Genomic DNA, 24,487 nt, shown 5'->3' on the forward strand with positions numbered 1-24,487 from the left:
CTATTTAGAACAAATACAAATAATATGATTTGAAACACAAGAAGAATTTTTCAACCTTATTGTTGATAAGTCGTAAAGCACTAATAAATAAGCCCCTTCGCCGAAAATGAGTATCATAGATGTTCATTTTTCAATTGAAAGAATACTCTGAAAAATAAATTGTATTAGTCAAAAAAGTGGCTAAAAAAATAGAATTGAAACCTAAACTTTCAGGCTCTTAATATGATTTCGATGTGCAATTCCCCATTTAATCATTTCAGAAATTATTGGGCCAAAAGATTTACAATATGGAGTCGATTCATAGAGAATAGGGATTAAAGCATCTGGATCTTCGGTTCTTTTTACAAGATTATTCAGCTCCATATCCTTTAATTCTTTAGACAACATTCGCGAAGTGATTCCGGGAATACTTTCTTTAATGTCCTTGAAACGATGGTTTCCATTACAAATTGAATTGATAATGGGCAGTTTCCATTTTCCACCCAAAACATACAATGTATCCTGAAGTGCCTGAAATTCCTCTTTCTGATTTCTTGTGTTTTTGGTCATAAAATGGTAAAATTAAGTTTAACTGTCAAAACTTTTCAATCAAGAAAAAGTTAATGTTTTGCATGTTTTTCGCAGTTCAGTAGTAATACAAAAATATAAATAAATCATAAATAATTGCATTTATGTATTTAACTACGTAGTTTTGTAATATAAAATATAATATAGAATGAAAGCAGTAATTACACCCATAGCAAACGAATACGAAAACGAAGCCGCCAATTTAATAATCAATATTCAGCAGAAAGAATTCAATGTGCCCATTACCTTAGAAGATCAGCCGGATTTATTCAATATTCAAAACTTTTATTATGCGAGTGGAGGTGGATTTTGGGGCGCTTTTATAGATGATCAATTAGTGGGAACCATTGCTTTAATAAAATTTGAAAAGCATAAAGCAGCCATTCGAAAAATGTTTGTAAAGAAAGAATTTCGTGGAAAAGAATTTTCGATTGCACAGAAATTATTAGAGACTTTAATCGAATATTGCCGAGAAAACCAAATCGATGATTTATATTTGGGAACCATTACAAAACTAGAAGCTGCGTTGCGTTTTTATGAAAAAAATAATTTTATTCGAATTGAAAAACAAACCTTGCCCAAAGATTTTCCTGTAATGGCGCCAGATAATGTTTTCTGTCATTTAAACATAAAAAATTAAAGATGAATATAATAGACGAATCAGGAATATTAGCCATTTCGACGCGATTACAACGTTTAAGCGAACAACTGCGAAAAGATGGTGCGTTGGTTTATAAATCATACGGCATTGACTTTGAGCCGAAATGGTTTCCCGTAATTTATACGCTTCATCATAAAGATACTTTAAGCGTAGTCGAAATTGCAAATGAAATTGGCTATACACATCCATCGACCATAAGTTTACTTAAGGAATTGGAAAAATTAAAACTGATTCGCTCTAAAAAAGATAAAATTGACGAACGTAAAAGACTTATTCAGTTAACTTCAAAAGGGCAGGAGTTAGTTTTGCAAATGAAACCCGTTTGGGAGGTCATGAAAAGTGCTTTAAGTGAAATCACCGATAATCAAAATAATTTATTGAAAGCGATCGAAGAAGCCGAAAACAAAATCATGCACCAAAGTTTTTTACAAAGAGCTTTACAACTCAAAAGTGAAGGCGAGTAGTAAAAAAAAGCGATCTATTAGGATCGCTTTTTTATTGTAATAGTTTAGTTTGAAAAATGATACTTGAAGAATGATAAACTCAACATGCTCCAAAAACTACTCCATTTGAATTTACAGCATTCCCAAATCTCATTTTATACATGTACGATAAGTTTTACTTTATGGATTCCATGAAAATTTAAAAATCCATTATTTAACATTACTTTCACTTTCTTTTAATTACATCAGCTTTCCGAAATATTTAGGATGAAAATAATTTTATAAGCTAAATTGATATTTATGTATCTTTATAAAATAAAATTATAAAATGACTATTCAGCAGTTAAAATATATTGTGGCACTCGACGAGGAACGTCATTTTGCAAGAGCAGCCGAAGTCTGTATGGTGACACAGCCAGGTCTTACCATTCAGTTAAAGAATCTAGAAGAAGAAATCGGAATCAAGATTTTCGACCGAAACAAAGTACCACTGACACCAACACAATTAGGAACTGAAATTATCACCAAAGCCAAAAAGATTCTGCGGGAAGTAGATGAAATTAGGGATTTTGTCGTGAACGAGAAAAATGTATTGGAAGGAGAATTGAAGCTCGGCATTATTTCAACCTTATCACCATATCTGATTCCGTTGTTTATTCAAGCCATGAAAGAAGCGGCTCCCAAAGTTCATTTCATTATCAAAGAAGGTTATACCGGGCATTTAATGAGGGATTTAGAAACTGGTGCAATTGATGTCGCTATAATGGCAACGCCAACAGGAAATCCTAATTTAATTGAACATGTTATTTTCAAAGAACCTTTTGTAGCCTATTTGAATCAATCACACCCAATGGCGAATGATGAATTTTATGAAATGCAGCCTGGAGATAAAACCGAATTATTATTACTCCATCATGAATATTGTTACAATGCACAGCTTCTGGATATTTGCGGATTAAAATCATCAGACAAGATAAAAGAACAATTTACATATGATATTAATTCCATCGAAACCTTAAAAAATCTAGTTCGCGCACATTTGGGATTTGCCATCATACCAAAGCTTTCGACAATGAATGAAGCTGTCGGGCTTTTCAAGCCTTTTAAGGAACCTGTTCCCGTAAGAGAAATAAGCCTTGTAGTTTCTGATTCGTTCTCAAAGAAATTGCTTCTCGAAAAAATGAATGAAGCTATTTGGAACTGCCTTCCCGAATCACTCAAAAAAGATTTTTCCTATAGAAAAATACGCTGGAACGATTCGCCTTATTTTATTAAAGCCGTCAGCAAGGTTTCTTAAAATTCCAATCAAAAAAAAATTCCAAATTCCAAGTTAGATACTAATTGGAATTTGGAATTTTATCTTAGAATTTTCCCTAAAATCATTTAGAGTTTGGAATTTTTGTATTGAAATTTATTTCTTTAAAACAGATGCCTCAATAATCACATTTGCGACTTTTTCCGGCTGTGAAATAAAGACTACGTGACTTCCCTTTATTTCTGTGATTTTTGTATTCGAACGTTTGTACATGGCGTGCTGAATACTCGGAACAATACTTTTATCTTCAGTTGCTACAATTCCGTAAGATGGTTTGTCTCTCCAAGCAGCTTTTGTAATAGGCGTTGTGAAACCTTTTGCATAGAAAGTACCTTGCGAAGCAAACATAAAATCAGCATCTTCCTTGCTTAAATCACCTGCAAAACCTGCATGAAATTTTGCTTTGTCATAATAAGCAATTCCCTTATCATCTGGAGCCAAAACCCCATTTTCTGGCGCAGGAGGTGCAGTTTGTAACCATTGAACAGAGTTTTCTCCATTATCAGGCTGTAACGCTGCTACATAAACCAAAGCGGCTACTTTTGGATGATTTCCAGCTTCAGTAATGACAGTCCCACCCCAAGAATGTCCCACTAAAATAGTTGGTCCATCTTGTTTGTCAAGAGCTAAATTTGTGGCTCTAACATCATCTTCCAAAGAACTTAACGGATTTTGAACGATCGTTACATTATATCTTTTTTTAGTCAAAATTTGATACAAAGCTTTCCATCCAGAACCGTCTGCAAAAGCACCGTGAACCAATACAACGTTTTTAATTTGAGGAACTGTTTTTTGAGCGTTTACATTTGATGTTGTAAATAATAAAGTAAGTATTAGTGCTCCCAATGCTAAATAGCTTTTATATAGTGTTTTCATATGTAAAAAATTTAGATTATTTGATTAAAAATTTAGATTTTGAATTCCAAATTCCAATTCCTCCAAAGATTTGGAATTTGAAATTTCCATATTGGAATTTAATTAAGTGTAACAGTTAAAGTAATTTCAGTGTTAAGCAATTTTGAAATAGGACAAATTTCCTTAGCTTTTTGAGCTGTTTTTTGAAAATCCTCTTCAGAGATTCCAGGAACTTTCCCGCTAAGTTCTAATTGGATTAAAGTAATTGTTCCATCTTCAAAAGTTACTTTAGCCGTTGTATCTAAATCTTCTGGTACAAAACCAGCTTCAGATAATAAAAAGCTTAACTGCATGGTAAAACAGCCAGAATGTGCTGCTGCGATTAATTCTTCAGGATTAGTTCCAACACCTTGTTCAAAACGAGTTTTAAATGATAATTGTGCATTATCTAAAGTTGTGCTTTGTGTACTAATGGTCCCTTTTCCTTCCATTCCTGTACCTTTCCAGTTTGCGTTTGCTCTTCTTGTAAATTTCATGATTTCTATTTTTTAAGATTAATTTTTTTAATGTTTCAAATCATTTCTTTGATTTTGATGAGACAAAGTTATGGTGATGATGTTTATTAATCAAATTAATAATTTTTAGTAGTTATAAAAATAATTTATAATCATTGATTTTATTGACGCGAACCACTATTGTGAAGGAAACATTTTTTACTTCTAAATTTCAAGGGTACAAATAATGAGTGATGAATTCCTTATTATTTGGTTTCAAGTTAGAATTTGCAACCAAGTAAATGACTGAATTTTAGATTTATATGTTCTGTGAATTTAATTTTATTCGAAACAATTTTTATAAGACAATCGGATAAATAAAATTTAAATGAATAACCTAACTTTTAGATGTATGAAAAATGCTTTTCTAATTATTATAGTTTGTTTGAGTACCGTTTTGTTCTCCTGCAAAAAAGATAAAGACCAGATAATTGCAGCAACCGAAAAATCGGACACGGTCAATTCTAAATTAATTGCCGATAATGGCTGGCCGCGCGAAGCCGAAAATAACGGTACAAAACTCGTTTATTATCAGCCTCAGATTGATGACTGGAAGGATTATAAAGAACTTACAGGCCGATTGGCTTTTTCGCTGACACCAAAAGATGGGAAACAAGTTTTAGGCGTGGCTTCTTTAAAAGCAGAAACATTGGTCGATAAAGACAACCGAAGCGCTTTTATTAAAAACCTTCAAGTAACCGATGTACGATTTCCGGCTTTGGATGAAAAGAAAATTCCCGAAATGGAAAAACTATTTAAAGAAACACTGCCGCAAAGTGGAGATCCTATTTCGGTTGACCGTATTCTGGCTGATTTAAGCCAAACCAAAAGTCCGCCAAAAGGAATTACAGCTAAAAACGATCCTCCAGCTATTTTTTACAGCACCAATCCTTCGATTTTGCTTATTGTGCAAGGAGAACCGGTTTTGGTTCCAATTGACAAATCGGATATACAATATGTGGTGAATACAAACTGGGATTTGTTTTTTGATAAAACAGCCAAAGACTATTATCTCTTGGTTGATAACATCTGGCTGACTTCAAAAAATATTGAAGGCAAATGGACAAAAACGACAAAACTTCCTTCGGGTTTAAATAATCTTCCATCGGAACAAAATTTTGATGATGTCAAAAAAATGATTCCGCCTCCCTCTTCTGGAAATGCTCCGGAGGTTTTCTACAGCAATAAACCAGCGGAATTGATTGCCGTAAACGGAAATCCGGAATTCATTACTATTAAAGGAACCAAATTGATGTACATCGACAATACCGAAAATGATGTTTTTGCCAATGAAGCCGATGGACAATATTATGTATTATTATCAGGAAGATGGTTTAAATCGAAAGAATTAACAGGACCTTGGTCGTATGCCGGAAATAATCTTCCTGCTGATTTTGCTAAAATTCCGAAAGATTCGCCGCGTGCCAATGTATTGTCGTCTGTTCCTGGAACACAAGAAGCTAATGATGCTGTAATGTTATCACAAGTTCCTACAACGGCTATTTTAAAGAAATCCGATGCTGAAGCCAAAGTAAAAGTAACATATGATGGAGGCACAGCTCAGTTTAAACCAATTGAAGGCACAAAAATGCAGTATGCGAGTAATACGCAGGAGAAAATCATCAAAGTAGGCGATTTGTATTATTTATGTTTTCAGGCGGTTTGGTTCATGTCGACAAGTCCAAACGGACCTTGGAAAACAGCCGATTCTGTTCCGAAAGAAATTTATACCATTCCGCCAAGTTCTCCCGTATATAATGTGACGTATGTAACCCAAACCACAACCGATACTACGGTAGAAAGCAGTTCAACGACTGGTTATTTGGGTGCTTTTATAATTGGTGCTACTGTTGGCGCAATATTAACGTACGGTACAGGATGGTATTATCCGCCTTATGTGTATTACGGCGGATTGTATCCAATTTATCGTCCGTGGCCGTATGCGTACGGAGGCGGAGCCGTTTACAATCCGTGGACGGGCGGTTATGCCGCCGGAAGACGTGTTTACGGACCTTATGGTGCGGCAGGAACTTCGGCTTGGTACAATCCCGCAACAGGAAGATATGGACGTTCTGCAAGTGTGCAAGGATGGTACGGCGGTCGTACGGCAGCAAGTACGTATAATCCGTGGACAGGAAATTACGCCAGAACCAATCAAGGTCATAATGCCTATGCACAATGGGGACATTCGGCAGCGACAAACGGAAACCAATGGGCACAAACGGGACATATCACAACCCGACGCGGAACTGCAGTGGCATATCAAACCTCAGGCGGAAAAGAAGGTGTAATTACACATCGCCGTGGCGGCGGAACGACTGTTCGCACCAATAACAATTTATACGCAGGCCATGACGGACATGTATATAAAAGAGATGCAAACGGAAATTGGAGTCATTACAACAACGGAAATGGTGGCTGGACGCAAGCAGGAACTTTAGGCTCAACAAAAAAATCTGGTGAAGCAATTCAAAACAGACCCAATCAAGGACTTGGTGCGAATGGAGCAGGAGAGAAGATCCAGCGTGATAACCTGCCAAAAAATCAAAATCTAGGAGGCGAAACCCGATTAGGCGACAGAACCCAAGGCAATAATTTCAACAGACCAGAACAAACCCTCGGACAACCCAACAAACCTCTCGGCGAAGCCGGCCGACCTGATATTACAAACGATCTCGACCGCTCTGCTTTTTCAAGAGACCGCGGTGAATCGCAAACCCGAAATTTTCAAAACTTCCAGCATCAAGGTGGTTTTAATGGTGGCGGATTCCGTGGCGGAGGCGGTTTTAGGGGTAGGAGATAGCTATTAAAATTGATATAATAAAAAATCAGGTTTGGTGTTTATTGCCAAACCTGATTTTTTTTCTGCATTTTATTTGTGGTTTTAGTTTTTTGCCATTTGTTCAAATAAATCAAGTTTTTTCATTTGTAATCTCATATGATGCTTAACAATTCGATCATAATCATTTTCATTTTCATTACGTTTACTGACTAAAATTAGTAGTTCAATACCAAAGAGTAATATAAACCAGATTAGCCAGATTATTAAAGCCACAGTAGATCTAGAAATTAAACTAAACATTACTTCTAATTCATCTAAAAAACCTACTTTACTGGAGATGTCTTTTTCTAGTTGCGGACGTATATTTAATAGAGCTGATTCCTTGTTGGATTTTTGTATATTTAAATCATTGATGGATTTTTGCAGAGGCACAATCATAGAAATTTTTGGATTAGGAACATTTGTACTGTTTATAATTTTAACTGGTACTGATTTTTCAGTCGTTATATTGTTTCCAGTTTCTGGATCAACTGTTACGTGTTTTTCAGTTCTGTTTGTTGAAGATGTTGAATAAACAATTGAAGTTGGATTTCTGCCAATTTCGTTAATATATTTTTGTCTTTCATTTTCTTTTTTAACAATAGCGTCTTGAAGATTTTGAATTTGACTTCTAAGTTCTTTAGTTTTCGAATCAAGAGCTTTGTTAACGCGTGATTCAATGAATGTAATTTTTTCAAGTTCAATGTCCTGTTGAAAGATAATCTGATCTATTATAACTGAACCAATGATTGCCATGGATATTGCGATTATTGCTCTAGTTACATAAAGCCATTTATTAGGATTAATAGATAATATTATTTGTCTCTCAATCTGTATTATTATAATTACGAAAATTATTGCCCCAATACTTGAAGCGATTAAATTGCCTGTAAGATATCTGTTTGTAAAAGAAAAACCTATGAAGGCCCATAATAAGCATATTATTAATAATGCAGAGGTATATCTCTTAACTGCTTTTACTGAAATTTCACTACAATTTTTTATGATTGAATAATTGTATCCTATAAGAAAGCAACTAAATTTTATAAATGGATTTTTCATAATTAAAAATTCTTTTTCATTATTGAATGATGAGAAATTGCGGCTAACCCATTATTGAAACCTCTTTTATAACTCAAAATAATTCCATAACCAATACCTTTATTTTCTTTTGCTTCATTTTCAATAACCAATATTTGACTTATGTGCTCTTCTGCCGTATCTTTTTTAACAGTTAATTCTTCAACGGTATCTACCATTCCACTTCTGCTTCTAGTCTCAATATGAAAATTTATTTCTCGAATAAAATCTTCATAAAATGTTTTTATTTTTCGAATAGTTCTTTCTAAATCATTTTTTAATGCTTCGACGTTCTGTTCTAAATGTATATTATCAGGATTTATCAAAGCATCGTCATATCCTTTTCCTTCATAATTCTTTTCAATAAAATTAAATAACAAGGATATTCCATTTTCAGAGCTTGATACGCTACGATCATTTTGAACGTTTTCTGTCGTTGGTTTTTCTTTTTCAAGAAAAACGTTTTCTGGAATTTCTACAAGTGTATTTGCAAGATTATCTTGTCTAATATCTGTATTGCTATTTGTATTTTGTTTTGCATTAAAAAAATTAAATAACCCCATATTTTTACAATTTAAATGTTTACTGTTTGTACTTTATATTTTGAATGACCTCTTTGATGGCATGACTCGCACAGTGTTATTAATAAATAATCTTCGTAATCCCAAGGAAGCTTAAATTTATTTTCACGAACTATAAAATGATATTGTCTATGATGAACTTGTAAATTGTTGGTAGAAAAACAAATTATACATTTTCCATCACGTTTTAAAATTTGAGTTCTTTTATTTTTCCATTCATTAGTAAATAATAAAGCACCATAACTCCCATGAGCAGGTATTTTTAGTGTGAGTGGTTTTAATAAATCGACATTAATATTATTATCTGTTTGTTTATAACGTCTGTACGTCTTGTCACTTTTCATTTCAGTGAAACGATATCGGCTTTTAGTAGGATCAAACATAGCTTATTAGTAATTTGTGAATCAAAAGACTTAGTTGAAAATTTTTAATTTAATTATGTGTAATCAATTTTTTTCAAAGATCAATCTTTTATAAAATTTTATTTACGGAAAACCATAATTCATTAAAATTTAATTGTTTAAGCAAGTGTAATAATAATTTAAAACCACAAAAAGAGTATTTATACGGTATTTTATAAGCTAAAAAACAAAACCTCTCCAATCTAAAAGATTAAAGAGGTTTCTAAAATTTTCAAAACAAAAACAATCTACTCCAAATCCAAATAAGGATTCAAAATCTCAGCCAATTCATTTAACCAGTAAAAACTACTTTCGAGTTTGTTGATTTCTTGGTGCAGGGTTTCGTTTTCTCGGATTAGGCCGAGGGCAAGGACAAAATTAACTTGTCGGATTGCTTTTGCCATTTGTTCGGGATCGACTGTGGTGCTGAAAAAAGTGAGTAATCTTTTTTCGGTTTCTTTGGAAATGGTGTTGGTAATCATAACTTTACTTTTAGGAAAATAAAACCCGTACGGCTTAGGTGTCCTACGCTGTAAAGTTGAGCGTTGCGGTTGTTTCCAATACTGCCACCATACCACACGGGCAAACTTTTTTTCTGATATCATAACTTTACTTTTAGGACTGTAAAGATATCGAAAAGTATTTTAAAAAATAAGAAAAATATTACTTTTAAGATATTCTTTCTAAATTGAATTTCCACAAAACTTCTAATGGAATCTATGTCCTAGCCCAGATGGAAGCGGCATCCTTTTGTGCCGTTGTTCGGCATAAAAGATATAGCGGACAGCTGGAAACAGCTCCTAAAAAACAATACGAATATATGAAATGAAAATGTAAGCTTCAATACTTAAAGCAGTATACTCGATGATACCTCTAAAAAAGCAATGTGTTTTGCGATTTAACTTTGCCATGTTAATTTAAAAACACAGAATAATGAACAATTTAAAAGATAAAGTTGCAGTAATAACAGGCGGAAACAGCGGTATTGGTTATGCTGCGGCAAAAGAATTAAAAGAACAAGGTGCTAAAGTTATTATTACCGGAAGACGAAAAGAAGCCATTGAAAAAGCGGCTCAGGAATTGAGAGTGACGTCAGTTACAGCAGATCAATCGAGTGTTTTGGATATTGAAAATCTGGTTTCGAAAGTAAAAGAAAATTTCGGTGCCGTTGATATTCTTTTTATCAATGCCGGAATTGCCGGTTTGGGAACAATTGAGCAAACTTCGGAGGAATTGTACGACAGTATTATGAATGTCAATCTGCGTGGGGCGTATTTTACTTTAAGCAAATTTATTCCGGTTTTAAAAGACGGTGCTTCGGTAGTGTTTTTGTCTTCAAATACTGCTAGTATGCCGGGGCCGGGATCTTCGGTGTATTCCGCAAGTAAAACGGCTTTGAATTCGGTTATGAAATCGGCGGCGCTGGAATTAGCGCCACGAAAAATCAGAGTGAATTCTGTTAGTCCGGGACCAACAGAAACCGAAGTGATGAAGAAAGTCGGTTTAGACGAATCTACCGTAAAAGGTATTATGGAGGTTGTAGTCGAAAAAGTCCCGCTAAAAGAAATGGGCAAAGCCGAAGATGTAGCCAAAATGGTTTCCTATTTAAGCACCGATGCCGCGAAATTCATCACTGGAGCCGATTTTATTATGGATGGAGGAATGGTGTTGGCTTAATTGTGAATTGTGAATTGTGAATTGTAAATGGTGAAATGTAAAATGTAAAATGTATACTGTGATTTAACCGCAAAGCACGCTAGGATTTACGCAAGGTTCGCAAGGTTTGTTTTTCAAAGCTTTGCGAACTTTGCGTTTTTACTAAGTCTTGTAGCAAAACATCTTAGTACCCTCTGTGGTAAAAATAATCGCATTTCAAACTCATAATTCATAACTTATAACTTATAACTTCCCTGATGTCCATTTCATCCAGAAGTTTGTCCACTTGGGCTATTTTCTCGTTTCGTAGGAAGCATTCTCGATATACTTTTGACTCAGAAATTAACTGATAACAAATTTTAAATCAAAAGAATATGGAAACTAAAAAACAAAAAACCTGGATTATTATCGCTATTATCATTTTAGGAATCATCGCCTTTTTAATTCCGAATCAAATCGCCGCACAAACGGGAATAAAACGCACTGATTTACAAAAACACGATTTAAGTATTTCGGGTCGTGAAACGGTGCAGGCGAAAATTGATTTTGAAGGACATTCGGCTTTTGGGAAACACTTTCATCCAGGCGAAGAAATTATTTATGTACTCGAAGGTTCATTAGAATACGAAGTGGAAGGACAAGCTCCAGTGACTCTTAAAGCAGGTGAAGTGTTATTTATTCCGGCTAGTGTAGTTCACTCGGCTAGAAATAATACAAGTTTAAAAGCTTCGGAACTCGCAACTTATATTGTAGAGAAAGGAAAACCTGTTTTAACTTTAGTAAAGTAGTTTCAAGTTTGAGGTTGCAAATGGTTTAACCGCAAAGTGCGCAAAGTTTTTTAAGCATATAGCTTCGCGTCCTTTGCGTTTTACAAAAGCATTAAATAAAATCTTAGCGTGCTTTGCGGTTATAACAATTTACAATTAACCATTTACAATTCACAATTAAAAGATTGTCCATTTCAACCTCGACTTTGTCCGCTTCACCTTTTTTCTACTTTAAAAACAACAATTGTCAAGATACCTTTGACGAAGAAATTAACTGATAATCAACTCATCAAAAAATAAAATTATGAAAACGCTATTAAACATTACAAATAGAATTTCAGCTAAATTGGTTTTAATCGCAGCTCTTTTTATGAATGCCGCTTTAATCAATGCACAAGCTCCAAAACAAACTATTGAAGTAAACCCTTCACTTGGAACTTTAAAACAAATCAATGCCGGATTATTAAACGTAGGCTATACAGAAGCAGGTCCTTCAAACGGAACTCCGGTTATTCTGCTTCACGGATGGCCTTATGATATTCACAGCTATAACGAAGTGGTTCCAATTTTGGTTGCAAAAGGATATCACGTTTTTACACCTTATTTAAGAGGATTCGGAACAACAACTTTTCTTTCTGAAGCTACTTTCAGAAACGGACAGCAGGCAGCTTTAGCAAGTGATATTATCGCTTTTATGGATGCGCTTAAAATCGATAAAGCCATAATTGGTGGTTTCGATTGGGGAGCGAGAACAGCGGTTGTAGTAGCTGCACTTTGGCCTGAACGTGTAAAAGGTTTAGTATCGGTAAGCGGTTATTTAGTAGTAAATCTGGAGGCAAATTTAAAACCGCTTACTCCAACAGCTGAGTTAGGATGGTGGTACCAATATTACTTCGCAACCGAAAGAGGTAAACAAGGTTACACTCAAAACACTTACGATTTCAATAAACTAATCTGGAAAATCGCTTCTCCGTTATGGAATTTTGACAAAGCAACTTACAACCAAACCGCTCAGTCTTTCAACAATCCGGATCATGTGGCAATCGTAATTCACAATTACAGATGGAGACAATCTCTGGAAGCTGGAGAATCTAAATACGACAACTTAGAAAAACGTCTTTCCGTTAAACCAGAAATTAAAGTTCCAACCATTACAATAGGAAGTGATTTTGACGGCGCTTTCGCAGATGGAAAAGTTTACGCCAATAAATTCACAGGAAAATACGAACACAGAATCTTAAAAGGAATTGGGCACAACGTTCCGCAGGAAGATCCAAAGGCATTTGCACAAGCAATTATTGACGTAGCTGGCTTTAAAAATTAAAAATTGAGAATTAAAAATTAAATTCCAAAAAGAGCGAAGCGATTTTTAAAAATCTAAAATCTAAAATCTAAAATCTAAAATCTAAAATCTAAAATCTAAAATCTAAAATCTAAAATCTAAAATCTAAAATCTAAAATCTAAAATCTAAAATTATCATGAGCACAAAAGTATTATACACAGGAAAAACGCACACCACAGGCGGTAGAGAAGGAGCTTCTCAAAGTTCAGACGAACAATTGAATATCAAATTAAGCGCGCCGGGATCATCACGTCCGGGAACAAATCCGGAGCAGTTATTTGCTGCAGGATGGTCGGCTTGTTTTATTGGAGCATTAGGAATCGCCGCTTCAAAATTGGGAGTTAAACTTCCGTCAGAAACAGCTGTAGACGCAGAAGTAGATTTATGTGTAACAGAAGGTGAATATTCATTGCAAGCACGTTTAAACATCAGTCTTCCGGGAATTGACCGCGAAACGGCAGAAGCTTTGGCAGCACAGGCACACCAAACCTGTCCGTATTCTAAAGCTACGAGAGGAAATATTTATGTAGATATTAATATCATATAAAGTTATAAGTTATAGGTTAGGGGTTATGAGTTGTTGAAACCTAATTCTTAACCTTTAACTCCTAACCAATAACCTTTGACTTCAAAATGAAATGAAAAATATAGTTCCCGCTTTTATAATGCTGTTTCTTTTAATGGGAAACACCATTTTCGCACAAAGCAATTCAGATAAAAAAGGTTTTGCCCTTTTAGAGTTATATACATCAGAAGGCTGTTCGAGCTGTCCGCCGGCTGATGAACTGTCAGGAAGAATTCAGAATGAATTAAAAGACAAGAATGTTTATGTATTGGCTTACCACGTTGATTATTGGGACAAACAAGGCTGGAAAGATATTTTCAGTAATGCCGATTATACGAAAAGACAATATGATTATGCTAAATTCATGGGAAAAGATCCTATTTACACACCTCAGGTTATCATTAACGGAAAAATTGATTATGTAGGTTCTCAGGAAACAAGTCTGCGAAACGGAATCAAATCGGCACTTGTCAAACCTGCTTCTGCTTCTTTGAGTTTAGAAACGAATCAAATTGATAATAACCTTTCAGTAAACTATAGTGTAGAAGGGACTTCAAAAAACAGTCGTTTGTTTATTGCTGTGGTTCAAAAAGAAGCCAAAAGCAATATAAAAAGAGGAGAAAATGCCAATCGTGTTTTAACGCATTATCAAATCGTTCGTCAGTTGCAATCAGTTGATTTGAATAAAGTGAAAAAAGGAACAGCAACAGTTCGTCTGCCTAAAAATTTCAATACACAGTATTTCGAAATTATTGGTTTTGTACAGGATATGAATTCAGGAGCTGTTTTAGGTGTAAAACGTGCTTAAGGTTTTGTTCTATATTGATGAAGCTTCATTAATTTTAACACATAGAGACATAGTTTTGCTTTGCGTAAAAAGAAATTTCATTTGTTTAAATAAACAATAGCTATGTGTTTTTAAGTCAGAAATAAAAAATCAGCATTTATCAGCTTTAATCTTTTTAATCTGCGTGAAATAATTTTTTCACAACAAAACATTTTTGAAAAAACAGACAACATTTGTTTGAGTAAACATAGCTATGATTGAAAACTAGTTTTTTTAATCTTACTTTTAAAGCAAAAAAATCTATGTTTCTATGTGTTTAAAAAAAATAAAAATCAGCTGAATAAGCCTGAAATATTTTTTTTCAAAATAAACCTATCTTTGACTAACAGGATAACCAAACAAATACAATTATGGAAAAAGCAAAACGCTTTCAGGTTTCGCTCAAAGTCATTTGGGGAAGCTCTATCGCACTGGCGGTAATGGCTTCAATACCCAAATTATTTGATGCCGATTCTACGCCTGGAGACCTTATTATAAACTCTTCGATTACACTGCTGTTTTCTCTTTTTATTTGGTATTACAACATTTATAGTTTACCAAAATTTTCATCACAACGAACTAATAAAAGCCTCTTTAACTGGAAATTGCTGTTGAGTGTTTTGTTGGGAATTCTGCTGATGGTGATTTTGGTAATTGCGCATCAAGAACTTTTTCAGGTTTCAAAAATGGATGCGCCCATAATGTTCGAACTCCGCGGTGTTTTGATCAACCTCATTGTATATATGTTCCTGCATCTTCTGTTTCAAAACTATCAGACACAGCAAATGGGAGTAGAGTTGGAACGCACCAAAGCTTTAAATCTGGGAGCGCAGTACGAATTGTTGAAACAACAGGTAAACCCGCACTTTTTATTTAACAGTTTAAATACACTGAAATCAATGGTCGATATGCAGGACCCGCAGAGTTCTGATTTTATCCTGAAATTATCTGATTTTTATCGTTTTACATTAGAAAGCAGAAAACTGGATTTGATTTCTTTAAAAGAAGAACTTCAGATTTTAGATTCGTATGTATATCTGCTGAAAGCCCGTTTTGAAGACGGATTTGATGTTATAAAAGAAATTGATCCAAAGCAGTACGATTCGGCAATTCCGCCTTTTTCGCTTCAGTTATTGATTGAGAACTGCATTAAACACAATGTTGTTTCGCTCGATAAACCTCTGCATATAAAATTATATACCGAAAATGAATTTCTGGTGATCGAAAATCCAATTCAGCTCAAACGAGGTACTTTGTCAACCGGAGTTGGTTTGGACAATATCAACCAGCGATTTCTGCATTTGGTTCACAAGGAAATTGAAATAGATAAAACCGAAACTCTTTTTAAAGTTAAAATACCCCTGATTTATGACTATCGTAATAATTGAAGATGAAGTAAAAACGGCCAAAGCTCTTGGCCAGCTTATAATAAGTATCAGACCCGACGCTCAGATTGTATCTTATATTCAGAGTATCGACGGCGCTGTGAGTTATCTTTTAGAAAACGATCAGCCCGATTTGATTTTTATGGATATTCAGCTTGCAGACGGATTATGCTTTGAGATTTTCAAAAATGTTGAGGTTTTATCTCCGGTTATTTTCTGCACCGCTTTTGACGATTATGCTATCGAAGCTTTTAAATCAAACGGAATTGATTATGTATTGAAACCTTTTTCAAGAGAAAGCATTTCGCAGGCAATTAAAAAGGCGGGTGAGTTGAAGAACTTCTTCCAGAGAAATAAAAAAATGATGCCTGATTTTGATTATCTCTTAACCCGAACAGGCGAAAATACAGGAAAAAGCAGTTTTCTGGTTTTCAAAAACAATAAATACCAAACGATTCAGACAGAAAACATCGCATTTTTCTTCATTAAAAATGAAACTCCGACAATCATGACTTTTGATAAGACCGAATATCAAATTACACAGTCATTAGATGAGGTTCATAAACTATTATCGCCTATTCAGTTTTTCAGACTCAACAGACAATATCTGGTCAATTTCTCAGCCATAAGAGAAGCGGAACATTACTTTTCAAGAAAACTAATCATCAAATTAACCATTCCAACCGAAGAAAAATTATTGGTAGGAAAGGAAAAAACAACGGCATTTTTAAGCTGGCTGGAGAATAGGTAATTTTTTTTTTCAATGCAGTTTTTTGACTCAGTAATCAGTATCAATTTTTCCAGATTTGTCTTTAGTTTATAATAAAACTATCTCGTAAAGACGTAAATACTTTACGAGATTTGTTTCATGTTTATTTCAAAAGATCTGATTATTTTTCATTGAAACTTTTCTAAGCTTTTTATTTCTCGTCCTTCGGATTAAGAATGTAAGTAACGCTGTATAATCTTCTAAACATAGCATACGTTACGCTAACCATAACAAAAGCAATAATAGCATCTGTTGTTGCACCAAAACCTAAAACAGCTAGTTTTGAAAAGAAAGCGAATATGATGTCAAAAAATATTCCGGCAAATACCCATTCTTTTAAGCGTAATAATCGGTTTGGAATTAAAAGCGTAATAACTCCCGAAATTTTCATTACACCCAATATGTAAATAAAATGTGCTGGATATCCTAAAAGCTGTGTAATTTCCCATACCAGTTTGTTGGTTGTCAATTCAAAAAATCCGCTGGCACCAAACCATAAAGAAGTTAAAATAATTCCTGTCCAATAAATAATTTTTGTTGTTTTTGCATTCATGATTTTAAATTTTTAAGTTGTTAAACAGGACAAAATTGCGTCAATGGCGATCGATTTCATATCATAAATTAGGTGAAACGGACAAATCGATTTCTGAAATAGACAATCTGTAAGTTCATCTGATTTAATAACTTTACAGAACTAAAACATTTTTATTTTAAGGATGGAAGCCAAAGCCATTTTAAAAGAACATATTTCGAAAACCGTATCACTCACACAAGAAGAGTTTGATTACTTTTATTCTCATTTTAAACCCTTGTCTTTCAAAAAAGGTCAGACCATTATTGGCGTGGGAGATAATGTAAACCATGAATATTTTGTAATTTCAGGCTGTTTGAAAACCTTCTTTATTAATGACGAAATCAAAATGTACATTCTTCAGTTTGCCATGCCAACCTGGTGGGCTTCTGATTACAATGCACTCTACAATCAAACTCCGGCTTCTATAAATGTAGATTGCATTACCGATGCTGAGGTTTTGTGTCTTTCCAGCGAAGACCGCGAAAAACTCTGCGCTGAGTTTCACCAGATAGAACATTTCTTTCGCTGGAGAACCAATAAAGGTTATATCGCTTCTCAAAAACGACTTTTATCCTTTATGAATAATAATGTCAAAACCCGTTACGAAGAACTTTTGGCCTTATATCCGCAATTATACAATCTCGTTCCCAAACATTTAATTGCCGCTTATTTAGGCGTTTCCAGAGAAACTTTAAGCAGACTTCATAATTCGTAGTTTTTTGCTGCAGATAACTATTTATATGGTTTTGTTTCACGCAGATTAGGCTGATTTAAGCTGATTAAACAGATTGTGATTCTCGCAAAGACTTAAAGTATGTATGCTCTCGCAGATTTTGCAGATTGAGCTGATAATTTGTATCTGTATAAATCTGCAAAATCTGCGAGAGACCAAAACAGCTGATATAAAAACCTCTGCAACTTTGTCCCTTTAAACCTTTGCCACTCAAAAAAACGAATGTGATCTACATCACGTAACCAATTTTGACAACTACCGTTCCTTTGTATTGTACTTTTAAATACAATAAAAATGGAAACAATAAATTATATCATCGTAAGCTCAGAAAGCAGCATCGATTGGATCGGAAGAAAAGTAACCGGCGCACATAATGGTACAATTGGTATCAAAAATGGAAATTTCATCTTTAGTGATGGAAAAATAAAAGGAGGAAATGTAGTAATCGATACAACCTCAATCAAAATCTTAGATATAAGTGATGCTGCAGCTAATGCACAGTTTGCCGGACATCTTGCTTCTGATGATTTTTTCTCAATAGAAAAATTCCCAACCGCATCTTTTGAAATTCTAAATGTAAAAGAACTTTTAAATGGTAATTTTTATCTGGAAGGAAATCTGACTATAAAAGATATCACGCATCCTGCTGGATTTGAAGTATCACTGCAAAACCAAGCAAACACTGCAGCTTTATCAGGAAAACTGGTAATTGACCGTACACTTTACGACATCAAATTCAGATCTGGAAACTTCTTTAAAGATCTGGGAGACACTTTAATCTACAACGACTTTGAACTTGATTTTACAATCAATGCCGAAGCTGTTTTTTCTGGACAATCTCAAAACTAAGATCATGCCTTACGTAAAACTAGAACTGACCCGCGAAGGCGTTACCCGCGAGCAGAAACAGCAGTTAATAAGCGGTATTACCAATTTGATTACCGAAGTATTAAACAAAGACCCACATTTAACCCATATTGTAATTCAGGAAATCGAACTCGACGATTGGGGTTATGCAGGCGAACAAGTATCAGTATTAAGAGAAAAAGGCATTACAGCCGATAAAAAATAAAACATCATGAAAAAACAAACTATAATCGTAACCGGAGCCGCTTCGGGAATTGGAAAAGGAATCGCAAAATATTTTTTAGAAAAAGGACATAACGTAGTTATCAATGCATTGAATGAAGATACTTTGGAGAAAGCTTTCGCCGAATTAGGAGCAGGAGATAATCTGGCTATGTCTGCAGGAGATGTAAGCCAAAAAGCAACCGGAGAAAAATTGGCAGCAATTGCAATTCAAAAATTTGGTTCTATCGATGTATTAATCAATAATGCCGGAATTTTCGAAAGCAAACCTTTTCTGGAAGTTGATGAAGCCTATCTGGATAAGTTTTTAAAAACAAATCTAAAAGGAACTTATTTTACAACTCAGTCCGTTATACCGCAAATGTTACAACAAAAAGACGGTGTGGTAATCAATATTGTAACACCACTTGTGAATCACGGTTTAGGCGGATGGCCGGCTACTGCTCCCATTGCGAGTAAAGGCGCTATCCATGCTTTAACCATTCAGTTAGCGGCCGAATTTGGAAAACAAAATATCCGTGTAAATACTGTTGCGCCGGGTGTAATTCGCACGCCAATGCATGGTGACAATGCCGATTCCAGTGCAGGACTTCATTTACTAAACCGAGTAGGGGAGATTGATGATGTTGCCGAAATGGTCTATACCGTTGCCACTAGTAATTTTATTACTGGAACAATTATCAATGTCGATGGAGGAAAAGCTGCCGGACACAATTTAAACTAAGTTGAAAACTATTAATAACAGCTTTTATGCTCTGGAGTTTTCAGGGCATAAAAGCTCAAAATACAAGTACAATGGAAAATCAGGAAGCGGTAAAAGCAATTACCAACGCAATAGAAAATTATTATTTTAAAGGAATTTATGAAGGTGATGAAATGCTCTTGGGAAGCATTTTGCAGCCCGGAACTTTCCTTTTTGGAGATGTCAAAAATCAGCCTTACTTTAAAACAGTTGATTTGTATTTAGATGGTGTTAAAAACCGACAAAGTCCTAAAGATTCAGGTAAACCTTTTAAAGGTGAAATTATTGATATACGAGTAGTCAATTCTATCGCTGTAGCGGAATTAAATGTTAAAATGTACGACTTTAATTATCGGGATTTTTTATCTTTCCATAAGATAAACGGACAATGGCTTATCGTAAATAAAATGCTCACAGACGTAAGCAATAACTAAAAATCTTCACTCATGTGGTACAATACAAAAGCATCGGAACTATTAGGAATCGATTATCCAATTCTTCAGGGACCTTTTGGCGGCAATCTATCAACAGTTGAGCTGACAGCAGCGGTTTCTAACGCTGGCGGATTGGGCGGTTACGGAGCCTACACCAATACACCGCAGGAAATTTTTGAAATTGATAAACAAATAAAAAAGGCAACCAATAAACCGTATAATATCAACCTTTGGGTTTCAGATCACGATATTCCACAGTCGGGTTTAACAGATGAAGAGTTCGATAAAACGGCGGCTTTATTCAAACCTTATTATGATGAAGCTGGAATTCCGCTGCCAGAAAAACCAGCCCCTTTTCAATCCCGATTTGAAAACCAATTACAGGTAATTTTAGACATTCGTCCAAAAGTTTTCAGTTTTATGTTTGGCGTGCCTTCAGCTGATGTTTTAGAACAATGCCGTAGATCTGGAATTGTAACAGTAGGAGCAGCAACTACCTTAGACGAAGCCATATTTTTAGACAATGCCGGAGTGGATATGATTATAGCGTCTGGTTTTGAAGCTGGCGGACATCGTCCTTCTTTTTTAACTGATGCAGAATCATCTGTAACAGGAACTTTTGTATTACTGCAGTTAATGCGCGAAAAAATAAAAACGCCAATTATTGCAGCCGGCGGTATCGCAGACGGAAAAGGAATTGCAGCAGCTTTAACACTAGGCGCAAGTGCAGCGCAGATTGGAACGGCTTTTTTAGCAACTGATGAATCAAACGCTTTGCCTATTCACAAGGAGATGTTGTTTTCTGATGCAGCTAAATATACTACTTTATCACGAGCTTATACAGGAAGACTCGGGCGTGGTTTAACCAGCCGTGTCGCCAAAGAAATGACAGGTAAAGAATTTGGATATTTACCTTTCCCGCTTCAAACTACTTTTATTGCACCGTTACGAAAAGCGGCAATCGAACAGCAGAAATGGGACATGATTTTATTTTGGGGCGGTCAGATTTCGCCAATTTTAAAACATACTAAAGCAGCTGCCTTGATGAATGCTTTGATTGAAGAAACAACAGCCTATTTTGATGGATTAAAATCATAAACTAGAATTGTAAATTTTAACAAGACAAACTCATTTCGGTTATGAAATGAGTTTTTTTTACTATCATACAAAATCAAATTGGCTCATTATATTGAGGTTGATACATGAATTTACATTATAAAATGATGAAATTCTCAAATTTATATTTTTGTATAATTGCTTTAATTATAGGTGTTTGGATTCTTTTAATCAATCTCTTTTCAATAAAAACAAAAAAAACTTATTTTAAACTTGACTAATTCGGTAGAATTAATATATATTTGTATCACAGAAAAATTATATAATGATACTTATCCAGAAAGACTGAGGGAATAGGCCCAGTGAAGTCTTAGCAACCTGTTGCCGAATAAGGTGCTAAATCCTTCCGCTGCATGCGGACAGATAAGAAAGATTTTTTCAGAAAATCTGTTTAAGATCATCGATATTAAAAATGTATTAAAATGAAAACAGAATCGACTTTGTACGCAGGATACGAACTTTTAAATTTAATTTTCGAAGAAAATAGTCTGGCGGTTTTCCGAATGCGAAAGCACTAATTTTTACTTAGATTTTCTTTTTTAATATCATACGCTGATGGCTTTTTGACATTAGCCCGAAATCCTTTTGTCTAATCTAAAACTAAAAATAAAATGAAAAAAATACTATTAGGTTTTGCTTTATTTCTTGGAGTTTTTCAAACTCAGGCTCAAGAAAACAATTTACAATTAAAAGGAACAGTTGCCGACACTTTAGTACAATATGTTTACCTGCAAAAATTTCACAATAAAATGTTTACCACGATTGATTCGGTAAAAGTAAAAGACGGAAATTTTAGTTTTAAAACAAAAGTAAAAACGCCAGAATTGTATGGATTAAGCGTCAATACAGAAAGTTCGCCATTGTATATTTTCCTTGAGAAAGACCCAATCACAGTAAAATTAAGTCCGAAGAAGTATTATACTGCTTCTGTGGTTGAAGGTTCGGCTTCTCAGGATTTGTTCGAAACCTATAAAAAGACCAAAGATGTTGAAATCAGCAAATTCATAACAGAAAATCCAAAATCTATTGTTTCGGCTTATGTGCTGTATAGAAACTGGTCGTATCGATTATCTCCAGAGCAGATTACACAAAATATTGCTCTATTAGACAAAAGCCTTCAAAACATTACTTATGTGAAAGAACTAAAAGAACTGGTTACCGTTTTAGACGGATTAGCTGTTGGTAAAAAAGCCCCTGATTTTACTGCCAATGATCCTGATGGAAAACCAGTTCGCCTTTATGACAATTTAAAAGGATATACTTTGGTCGATTTTTGGGCTTCTTGGTGCGGGCCATGCCGAAAAGAGAATCCGAATATTGTGGCAGCCTACAAAGAATTTCATGATAAAGGATTCAATATTGTGGCAATTTCATTGGATAAAAAGAAAGAAAATTGGGTTAAAGGAATTCAAGACGATAATTTAACATGGACACACGTTTCTGATTTGCTTTTCTGGAATAGCACTGTTGCTAAATTATATGGTGTGCGAGCAATTCCTGGCAATTATTTAATTGATCCTAAAGGAGTAATCGTTGCCAAAAACCTGCATGGAGAAGAATTACAATCTACATTAAAAAGTCTTTTGGAGAATAAAATCTAAAACCAATCCAAAAGAAATAACGACAATACAATTTAGTTAATTAAAAATGATAAGGATATGAATGCTATTGAGCCAACAACAAAACCAACAGAACCTGAGTGTTACTTTTCTAAGTTTAGAGAAAACACCGTAGGAATTAACCATACTTTCGAATCGGTTTACGGAGAACAAAATCTAGTGTATGCAGACTGGGTTGCCAGCGGAAGGTTATACGCCCCGATCGAAGATATAATGCTTAATAAAATTGGTCCAATGATTGCCAACACGCATTCACTTTCAAGTCAAACAGGAAAAACATCTACACATGCCTATCAGCATGCTAGAGACATTATTAAAAAATCGGTTAATGCCAGCGAATTAGATGTTCTGGTAACAACTGGAAGCGGAATGACAGCAGCGTTGTCTAAACTGCAGCGTATCATGGCTCTTCGAACAAAATCAGAAGAAGACCGGCCTGTAGTTTTTATCACGCATATGGAACATCATTCTAATCAGGTTTCGTGGTATGAAACCAATGCTGAAGTAGTCATTCTTCCTCCTGATGAAAACAATTTGGTTGATCCAAAAGTTCTTTCGGAGGAAATTAAAAAATATGCTGGAAGAAGTATAAAAATCGGTTCGTTTACGGCTTGCTCGAATGTTACGGGAATTATTACGCCGTATCATGAATTAGCTAAAATCATGCACCAAAACGGCGGACTTTGCTTTGTCGATTTTGCAGCTTCGGCTCCGTATGTTAAAATTGATATGCATCCAAAAAATCCTGAAGAACAATTAGATGCGATTTTCTTTTCACCTCACAAGTTTTTAGGCGGACCAGGAACCTGCGGTATTTTGGTTTTCAATGAAAAATTATACCAATCTGATTTTCCTGATAATCCAGGCGGAGGAAATGTAAAATGGACCAATCCGTTGGGAAAATACTGCTACAGCGATGTTATAGAAGTTAGAGAAGATGGCGGTACTCCGGGTTTTCTTCAGGTAATCAGAACCGCTTTGGCTTTAGAATTAAAAGAAAAGATGGGTGTGGAGAATATTAAAAACAGAGAAAAAGAATTACTTGATCTTTGTTTTTCTAGACTTCAACGAATACAAGGACTATCTATTTTGGGAGATTTAACTACAGAGCGTATTGGCTGTGTTTCTTTTGTAATTGAAGATATTCATTATAATTTGATTGTTAGACTTTTAAATGATCGTTTTGGAATTCAGGTTCGCGGCGGATGGTCTTGTGCAAGCACATACGCGCACTATCTCTTCAACATCAATGAAAAGAAATCTGCTGAAATTACGAATGAACTACTGCAGCGAAATCAAACCAATAAGCCAGGCTGGGTTCGTTTATCATTGCATCCAATTATGAGTAATGAAGAACTTTTTTATATCTGCGATGCGATTGAAAAAGTAGCTTTAAATTATAAAAAATGGAAAAAGGATTATGAGTATAATCCCGTTTCTAATGAGTTTGAAAATCCTCAAATAAAAGATACTATCGAAAAAGAGGTAAAAAAATGGTTTAAGTTAAGTTAGTTAGTAAAAAAGAAAACCACTATTTTAATTTTAAATAGTGGTTTTTGTATTCAACAAATAATGATGAATATGACTATAA

27 protein-coding genes and 1 riboswitch are annotated in these 24,487 nt (G+C 34.7%); of the genes, 19 read left to right on the plus strand and 8 right to left on the minus strand.

Annotated elements, in window-relative coordinates; translation table 11 throughout:
* Positions 1–201: 201 nt before the first annotated feature.
* Entirely contained in the window at positions 202–549 is a 348-nt protein-coding gene (locus tag J0383_RS21235) for a winged helix-turn-helix transcriptional regulator (protein ID WP_207295949.1), read from the minus strand.
* A 166-nt stretch (positions 550–715) separates the two neighbouring features.
* Here J0383_RS21235 and J0383_RS21240 point away from each other — a divergent pair, with 166 nt between their 5' ends.
* From J0383_RS21240 to J0383_RS21250, 3 genes are all read left to right on the plus strand, one after another.
* Positions 716–1,207 carry a GNAT family N-acetyltransferase gene (locus J0383_RS21240; RefSeq protein ID WP_207295950.1) on the plus strand — a complete coding sequence of 164 codons (492 nt, stop codon included), beginning with the start codon at positions 716–718 and terminating at the stop codon, positions 1,205–1,207.
* 2 nt (positions 1,208–1,209) lie between these two features.
* A complete protein-coding gene (locus J0383_RS21245) occupies positions 1,210–1,692 on the plus strand; it encodes a MarR family winged helix-turn-helix transcriptional regulator (RefSeq protein WP_207295951.1) in 483 nt (160 codons plus the stop codon).
* Between the two features lie 307 nt (positions 1,693–1,999).
* Complete coding sequence (locus J0383_RS21250) at positions 2,000–2,968, plus strand: hydrogen peroxide-inducible genes activator (RefSeq protein ID WP_207295952.1); 969 nt, start codon at positions 2,000–2,002, stop codon at positions 2,966–2,968.
* Between the two features lie 114 nt (positions 2,969–3,082).
* Here J0383_RS21250 and J0383_RS21255 read toward each other — a convergent pair whose 3' ends face one another.
* Together J0383_RS21255 and J0383_RS21260 are read right to left on the minus strand one after the other, a co-directional pair.
* Entirely contained in the window at positions 3,083–3,862 is a 780-nt protein-coding gene (locus J0383_RS21255) for an alpha/beta hydrolase (RefSeq protein WP_207295953.1), read from the minus strand.
* Positions 3,863–3,960: 98 nt separating this feature from the next.
* Positions 3,961–4,377, minus strand: a complete 417-nt coding sequence (locus tag J0383_RS21260; protein ID WP_207295954.1) for an OsmC family protein — start codon at positions 4,375–4,377, stop codon at positions 3,961–3,963.
* A gap of 370 nt (positions 4,378–4,747) precedes the next feature.
* Here J0383_RS21260 and J0383_RS21265 point away from each other — a divergent pair, with 370 nt between their 5' ends.
* Positions 4,748–7,198, plus strand: coding sequence for a hypothetical protein (locus J0383_RS21265; RefSeq protein WP_239023128.1), 2,451 nt, complete (start codon positions 4,748–4,750; stop codon positions 7,196–7,198).
* A gap of 81 nt (positions 7,199–7,279) precedes the next feature.
* Here J0383_RS21265 and J0383_RS21270 read toward each other — a convergent pair whose 3' ends face one another.
* The 4 genes from J0383_RS21270 to J0383_RS21285 form a co-directional block, all read right to left on the minus strand.
* The gene (locus J0383_RS21270) at positions 7,280–8,278 is read right to left on the minus strand and encodes a DUF4407 domain-containing protein (protein ID WP_207295956.1); all 999 of its coding nucleotides are present in this window, start codon (positions 8,276–8,278) and stop codon (positions 7,280–7,282) included.
* Between the two features lie 2 nt (positions 8,279–8,280).
* Entirely contained in the window at positions 8,281–8,859 is a 579-nt protein-coding gene (locus J0383_RS21275) for a hypothetical protein (protein ID WP_207295957.1), read from the minus strand.
* An 11-nt stretch (positions 8,860–8,870) separates the two neighbouring features.
* Positions 8,871–9,260, minus strand: coding sequence for an HNH endonuclease (locus J0383_RS21280; protein WP_207295958.1), 390 nt, complete (start codon positions 9,258–9,260; stop codon positions 8,871–8,873).
* 266 nt (positions 9,261–9,526) lie between these two features.
* Positions 9,527–9,883 (minus strand): hypothetical protein, encoded by a 357-nt coding sequence (locus J0383_RS21285; protein ID WP_394369530.1) that lies wholly within the window; start codon positions 9,881–9,883, stop codon positions 9,527–9,529.
* Positions 9,884–10,211: 328 nt separating this feature from the next.
* On the opposite strand from J0383_RS21285, the gene J0383_RS21290 reads away from it, so the two are divergent.
* The 7 genes from J0383_RS21290 to J0383_RS21320 all read left to right on the plus strand — a co-directional run bounded on the left by J0383_RS21290 (position 10,212) and on the right by J0383_RS21320 (position 16,571).
* Positions 10,212–10,955, plus strand: coding sequence for an SDR family NAD(P)-dependent oxidoreductase (locus tag J0383_RS21290; protein WP_207295959.1), 744 nt, complete (start codon positions 10,212–10,214; stop codon positions 10,953–10,955).
* A gap of 353 nt (positions 10,956–11,308) precedes the next feature.
* A complete protein-coding gene (locus J0383_RS21295; RefSeq protein ID WP_207295960.1) occupies positions 11,309–11,722 on the plus strand; it encodes a cupin domain-containing protein in 414 nt (137 codons plus the stop codon).
* A 283-nt stretch (positions 11,723–12,005) separates the two neighbouring features.
* Positions 12,006–13,025 (plus strand): alpha/beta fold hydrolase, encoded by a 1,020-nt coding sequence (locus tag J0383_RS21300; RefSeq protein ID WP_207295961.1) that lies wholly within the window; start codon positions 12,006–12,008, stop codon positions 13,023–13,025.
* A 155-nt stretch (positions 13,026–13,180) separates the two neighbouring features.
* Positions 13,181–13,591: an organic hydroperoxide resistance protein gene (locus J0383_RS21305; protein ID WP_207295962.1), complete on the plus strand. Its 411-nt coding sequence runs from the start codon at positions 13,181–13,183 to the stop codon at positions 13,589–13,591.
* Between the two features lie 91 nt (positions 13,592–13,682).
* Entirely contained in the window at positions 13,683–14,417 is a 735-nt protein-coding gene (locus J0383_RS21310) for a DUF1223 domain-containing protein (RefSeq protein WP_207295963.1), read from the plus strand.
* 389 nt (positions 14,418–14,806) lie between these two features.
* Positions 14,807–15,823 carry a sensor histidine kinase gene (locus tag J0383_RS21315; protein ID WP_207295964.1) on the plus strand — a complete coding sequence of 339 codons (1,017 nt, stop codon included), beginning with the start codon at positions 14,807–14,809 and terminating at the stop codon, positions 15,821–15,823.
* The gene (locus J0383_RS21320) at positions 15,804–16,571 is read left to right on the plus strand and encodes a LytR/AlgR family response regulator transcription factor (protein WP_207295965.1); all 768 of its coding nucleotides are present in this window, start codon (positions 15,804–15,806) and stop codon (positions 16,569–16,571) included. Before J0383_RS21315 ends, J0383_RS21320 begins: the two co-directional genes overlap by 20 nt.
* A 169-nt stretch (positions 16,572–16,740) precedes the next feature.
* On the opposite strand, the gene J0383_RS21325 is transcribed toward J0383_RS21320, so the two are convergent.
* Positions 16,741–17,142, minus strand: a complete 402-nt coding sequence (locus tag J0383_RS21325) for a DoxX family protein (protein WP_207295966.1) — start codon at positions 17,140–17,142, stop codon at positions 16,741–16,743.
* Between the two features lie 163 nt (positions 17,143–17,305).
* Here J0383_RS21325 and J0383_RS21330 point away from each other — a divergent pair, with 163 nt between their 5' ends.
* The 8 genes from J0383_RS21330 (at position 17,306) to J0383_RS21365 (ending at position 24,408) form a co-directional block, all read left to right on the plus strand.
* Positions 17,306–17,878 carry a Crp/Fnr family transcriptional regulator gene (locus J0383_RS21330; RefSeq protein ID WP_207295967.1) on the plus strand — a complete coding sequence of 191 codons (573 nt, stop codon included), beginning with the start codon at positions 17,306–17,308 and terminating at the stop codon, positions 17,876–17,878.
* Positions 17,879–18,190: 312 nt separating this feature from the next.
* Entirely contained in the window at positions 18,191–18,745 is a 555-nt protein-coding gene (locus J0383_RS21335) for a YceI family protein (protein WP_207295968.1), read from the plus strand.
* Between the two features lie 4 nt (positions 18,746–18,749).
* Positions 18,750–18,968, plus strand: a complete 219-nt coding sequence (locus tag J0383_RS21340) for a tautomerase family protein (protein ID WP_207295969.1) — start codon at positions 18,750–18,752, stop codon at positions 18,966–18,968.
* Between the two features lie 6 nt (positions 18,969–18,974).
* Positions 18,975–19,709, plus strand: coding sequence for an SDR family NAD(P)-dependent oxidoreductase (locus J0383_RS21345; RefSeq protein ID WP_207295970.1), 735 nt, complete (start codon positions 18,975–18,977; stop codon positions 19,707–19,709).
* A 71-nt stretch (positions 19,710–19,780) separates the two neighbouring features.
* The gene (locus tag J0383_RS21350; protein WP_239023129.1) at positions 19,781–20,161 is read left to right on the plus strand and encodes a nuclear transport factor 2 family protein; all 381 of its coding nucleotides are present in this window, start codon (positions 19,781–19,783) and stop codon (positions 20,159–20,161) included.
* Positions 20,162–20,173: 12 nt separating this feature from the next.
* A complete protein-coding gene (locus J0383_RS21355) occupies positions 20,174–21,259 on the plus strand; it encodes an NAD(P)H-dependent flavin oxidoreductase (protein ID WP_207295972.1) in 1,086 nt (361 codons plus the stop codon).
* A gap of 287 nt (positions 21,260–21,546) precedes the next feature.
* Positions 21,547–21,647, plus strand: a riboswitch (SAM riboswitch).
* 241 nt (positions 21,648–21,888) lie between these two features.
* On the plus strand, positions 21,889–22,878 hold the full coding sequence (locus J0383_RS21360; protein WP_207295973.1) for a TlpA disulfide reductase family protein: 990 nt from the start codon (positions 21,889–21,891) through the stop codon (positions 22,876–22,878).
* Positions 22,879–22,935: 57 nt separating this feature from the next.
* On the plus strand, positions 22,936–24,408 hold the full coding sequence (locus J0383_RS21365) for an aminotransferase class V-fold PLP-dependent enzyme (protein ID WP_207295974.1): 1,473 nt from the start codon (positions 22,936–22,938) through the stop codon (positions 24,406–24,408).
* Positions 24,409–24,487 lie beyond the last annotated feature (79 nt).

This window comes from Flavobacterium endoglycinae (assembly GCF_017352115.1).
GTDB lineage: Bacteria > Bacteroidota > Bacteroidia > Flavobacteriales > Flavobacteriaceae > Flavobacterium > Flavobacterium endoglycinae.

What these genes read in the sequence shown, in the direction of transcription:
- J0383_RS21235 (WP_207295949.1), bottom strand. Translation starts at nt 549, where the DNA reads ATGACCAAAAACACAAGAAATCAGAAAGAGGAATTTCAGGCACTTCAG.
- J0383_RS21240 (WP_207295950.1), top strand. Translation starts at nt 716, where the DNA reads ATGAAAGCAGTAATTACACCCATAGCAAACGAATACGAAAACGAAGCC.
- J0383_RS21245 (WP_207295951.1), top strand. Translation starts at nt 1,210, where the DNA reads ATGAATATAATAGACGAATCAGGAATATTAGCCATTTCGACGCGATTA.
- J0383_RS21250 (WP_207295952.1), top strand. Translation starts at nt 2,000, where the DNA reads ATGACTATTCAGCAGTTAAAATATATTGTGGCACTCGACGAGGAACGT.
- J0383_RS21255 (WP_207295953.1), bottom strand. Translation starts at nt 3,862, where the DNA reads ATGAAAACACTATATAAAAGCTATTTAGCATTGGGAGCACTAATACTT.
- J0383_RS21260 (WP_207295954.1), bottom strand. Translation starts at nt 4,377, where the DNA reads ATGAAATTTACAAGAAGAGCAAACGCAAACTGGAAAGGTACAGGAATG.
- J0383_RS21265 (WP_239023128.1), top strand. Translation starts at nt 4,748, where the DNA reads ATGAAAAATGCTTTTCTAATTATTATAGTTTGTTTGAGTACCGTTTTG.
- J0383_RS21270 (WP_207295956.1), bottom strand. Translation starts at nt 8,278, where the DNA reads ATGAAAAATCCATTTATAAAATTTAGTTGCTTTCTTATAGGATACAAT.
- J0383_RS21275 (WP_207295957.1), bottom strand. Translation starts at nt 8,859, where the DNA reads ATGGGGTTATTTAATTTTTTTAATGCAAAACAAAATACAAATAGCAAT.
- J0383_RS21280 (WP_207295958.1), bottom strand. Translation starts at nt 9,260, where the DNA reads ATGTTTGATCCTACTAAAAGCCGATATCGTTTCACTGAAATGAAAAGT.
- J0383_RS21285 (WP_394369530.1), bottom strand. Translation starts at nt 9,883, where the DNA reads ATGATATCAGAAAAAAAGTTTGCCCGTGTGGTATGGTGGCAGTATTGG.
- J0383_RS21290 (WP_207295959.1), top strand. Translation starts at nt 10,212, where the DNA reads ATGAACAATTTAAAAGATAAAGTTGCAGTAATAACAGGCGGAAACAGC.
- J0383_RS21295 (WP_207295960.1), top strand. Translation starts at nt 11,309, where the DNA reads ATGGAAACTAAAAAACAAAAAACCTGGATTATTATCGCTATTATCATT.
- J0383_RS21300 (WP_207295961.1), top strand. Translation starts at nt 12,006, where the DNA reads ATGAAAACGCTATTAAACATTACAAATAGAATTTCAGCTAAATTGGTT.
- J0383_RS21305 (WP_207295962.1), top strand. Translation starts at nt 13,181, where the DNA reads ATGAGCACAAAAGTATTATACACAGGAAAAACGCACACCACAGGCGGT.
- J0383_RS21310 (WP_207295963.1), top strand. Translation starts at nt 13,683, where the DNA reads ATGAAAAATATAGTTCCCGCTTTTATAATGCTGTTTCTTTTAATGGGA.
- J0383_RS21315 (WP_207295964.1), top strand. Translation starts at nt 14,807, where the DNA reads ATGGAAAAAGCAAAACGCTTTCAGGTTTCGCTCAAAGTCATTTGGGGA.
- J0383_RS21320 (WP_207295965.1), top strand. Translation starts at nt 15,804, where the DNA reads ATGACTATCGTAATAATTGAAGATGAAGTAAAAACGGCCAAAGCTCTT.
- J0383_RS21325 (WP_207295966.1), bottom strand. Translation starts at nt 17,142, where the DNA reads ATGAATGCAAAAACAACAAAAATTATTTATTGGACAGGAATTATTTTA.
- J0383_RS21330 (WP_207295967.1), top strand. Translation starts at nt 17,306, where the DNA reads ATGGAAGCCAAAGCCATTTTAAAAGAACATATTTCGAAAACCGTATCA.
- J0383_RS21335 (WP_207295968.1), top strand. Translation starts at nt 18,191, where the DNA reads ATGGAAACAATAAATTATATCATCGTAAGCTCAGAAAGCAGCATCGAT.
- J0383_RS21340 (WP_207295969.1), top strand. Translation starts at nt 18,750, where the DNA reads ATGCCTTACGTAAAACTAGAACTGACCCGCGAAGGCGTTACCCGCGAG.
- J0383_RS21345 (WP_207295970.1), top strand. Translation starts at nt 18,975, where the DNA reads ATGAAAAAACAAACTATAATCGTAACCGGAGCCGCTTCGGGAATTGGA.
- J0383_RS21350 (WP_239023129.1), top strand. Translation starts at nt 19,781, where the DNA reads ATGGAAAATCAGGAAGCGGTAAAAGCAATTACCAACGCAATAGAAAAT.
- J0383_RS21355 (WP_207295972.1), top strand. Translation starts at nt 20,174, where the DNA reads ATGTGGTACAATACAAAAGCATCGGAACTATTAGGAATCGATTATCCA.
- J0383_RS21360 (WP_207295973.1), top strand. Translation starts at nt 21,889, where the DNA reads ATGAAAAAAATACTATTAGGTTTTGCTTTATTTCTTGGAGTTTTTCAA.
- J0383_RS21365 (WP_207295974.1), top strand. Translation starts at nt 22,936, where the DNA reads ATGAATGCTATTGAGCCAACAACAAAACCAACAGAACCTGAGTGTTAC.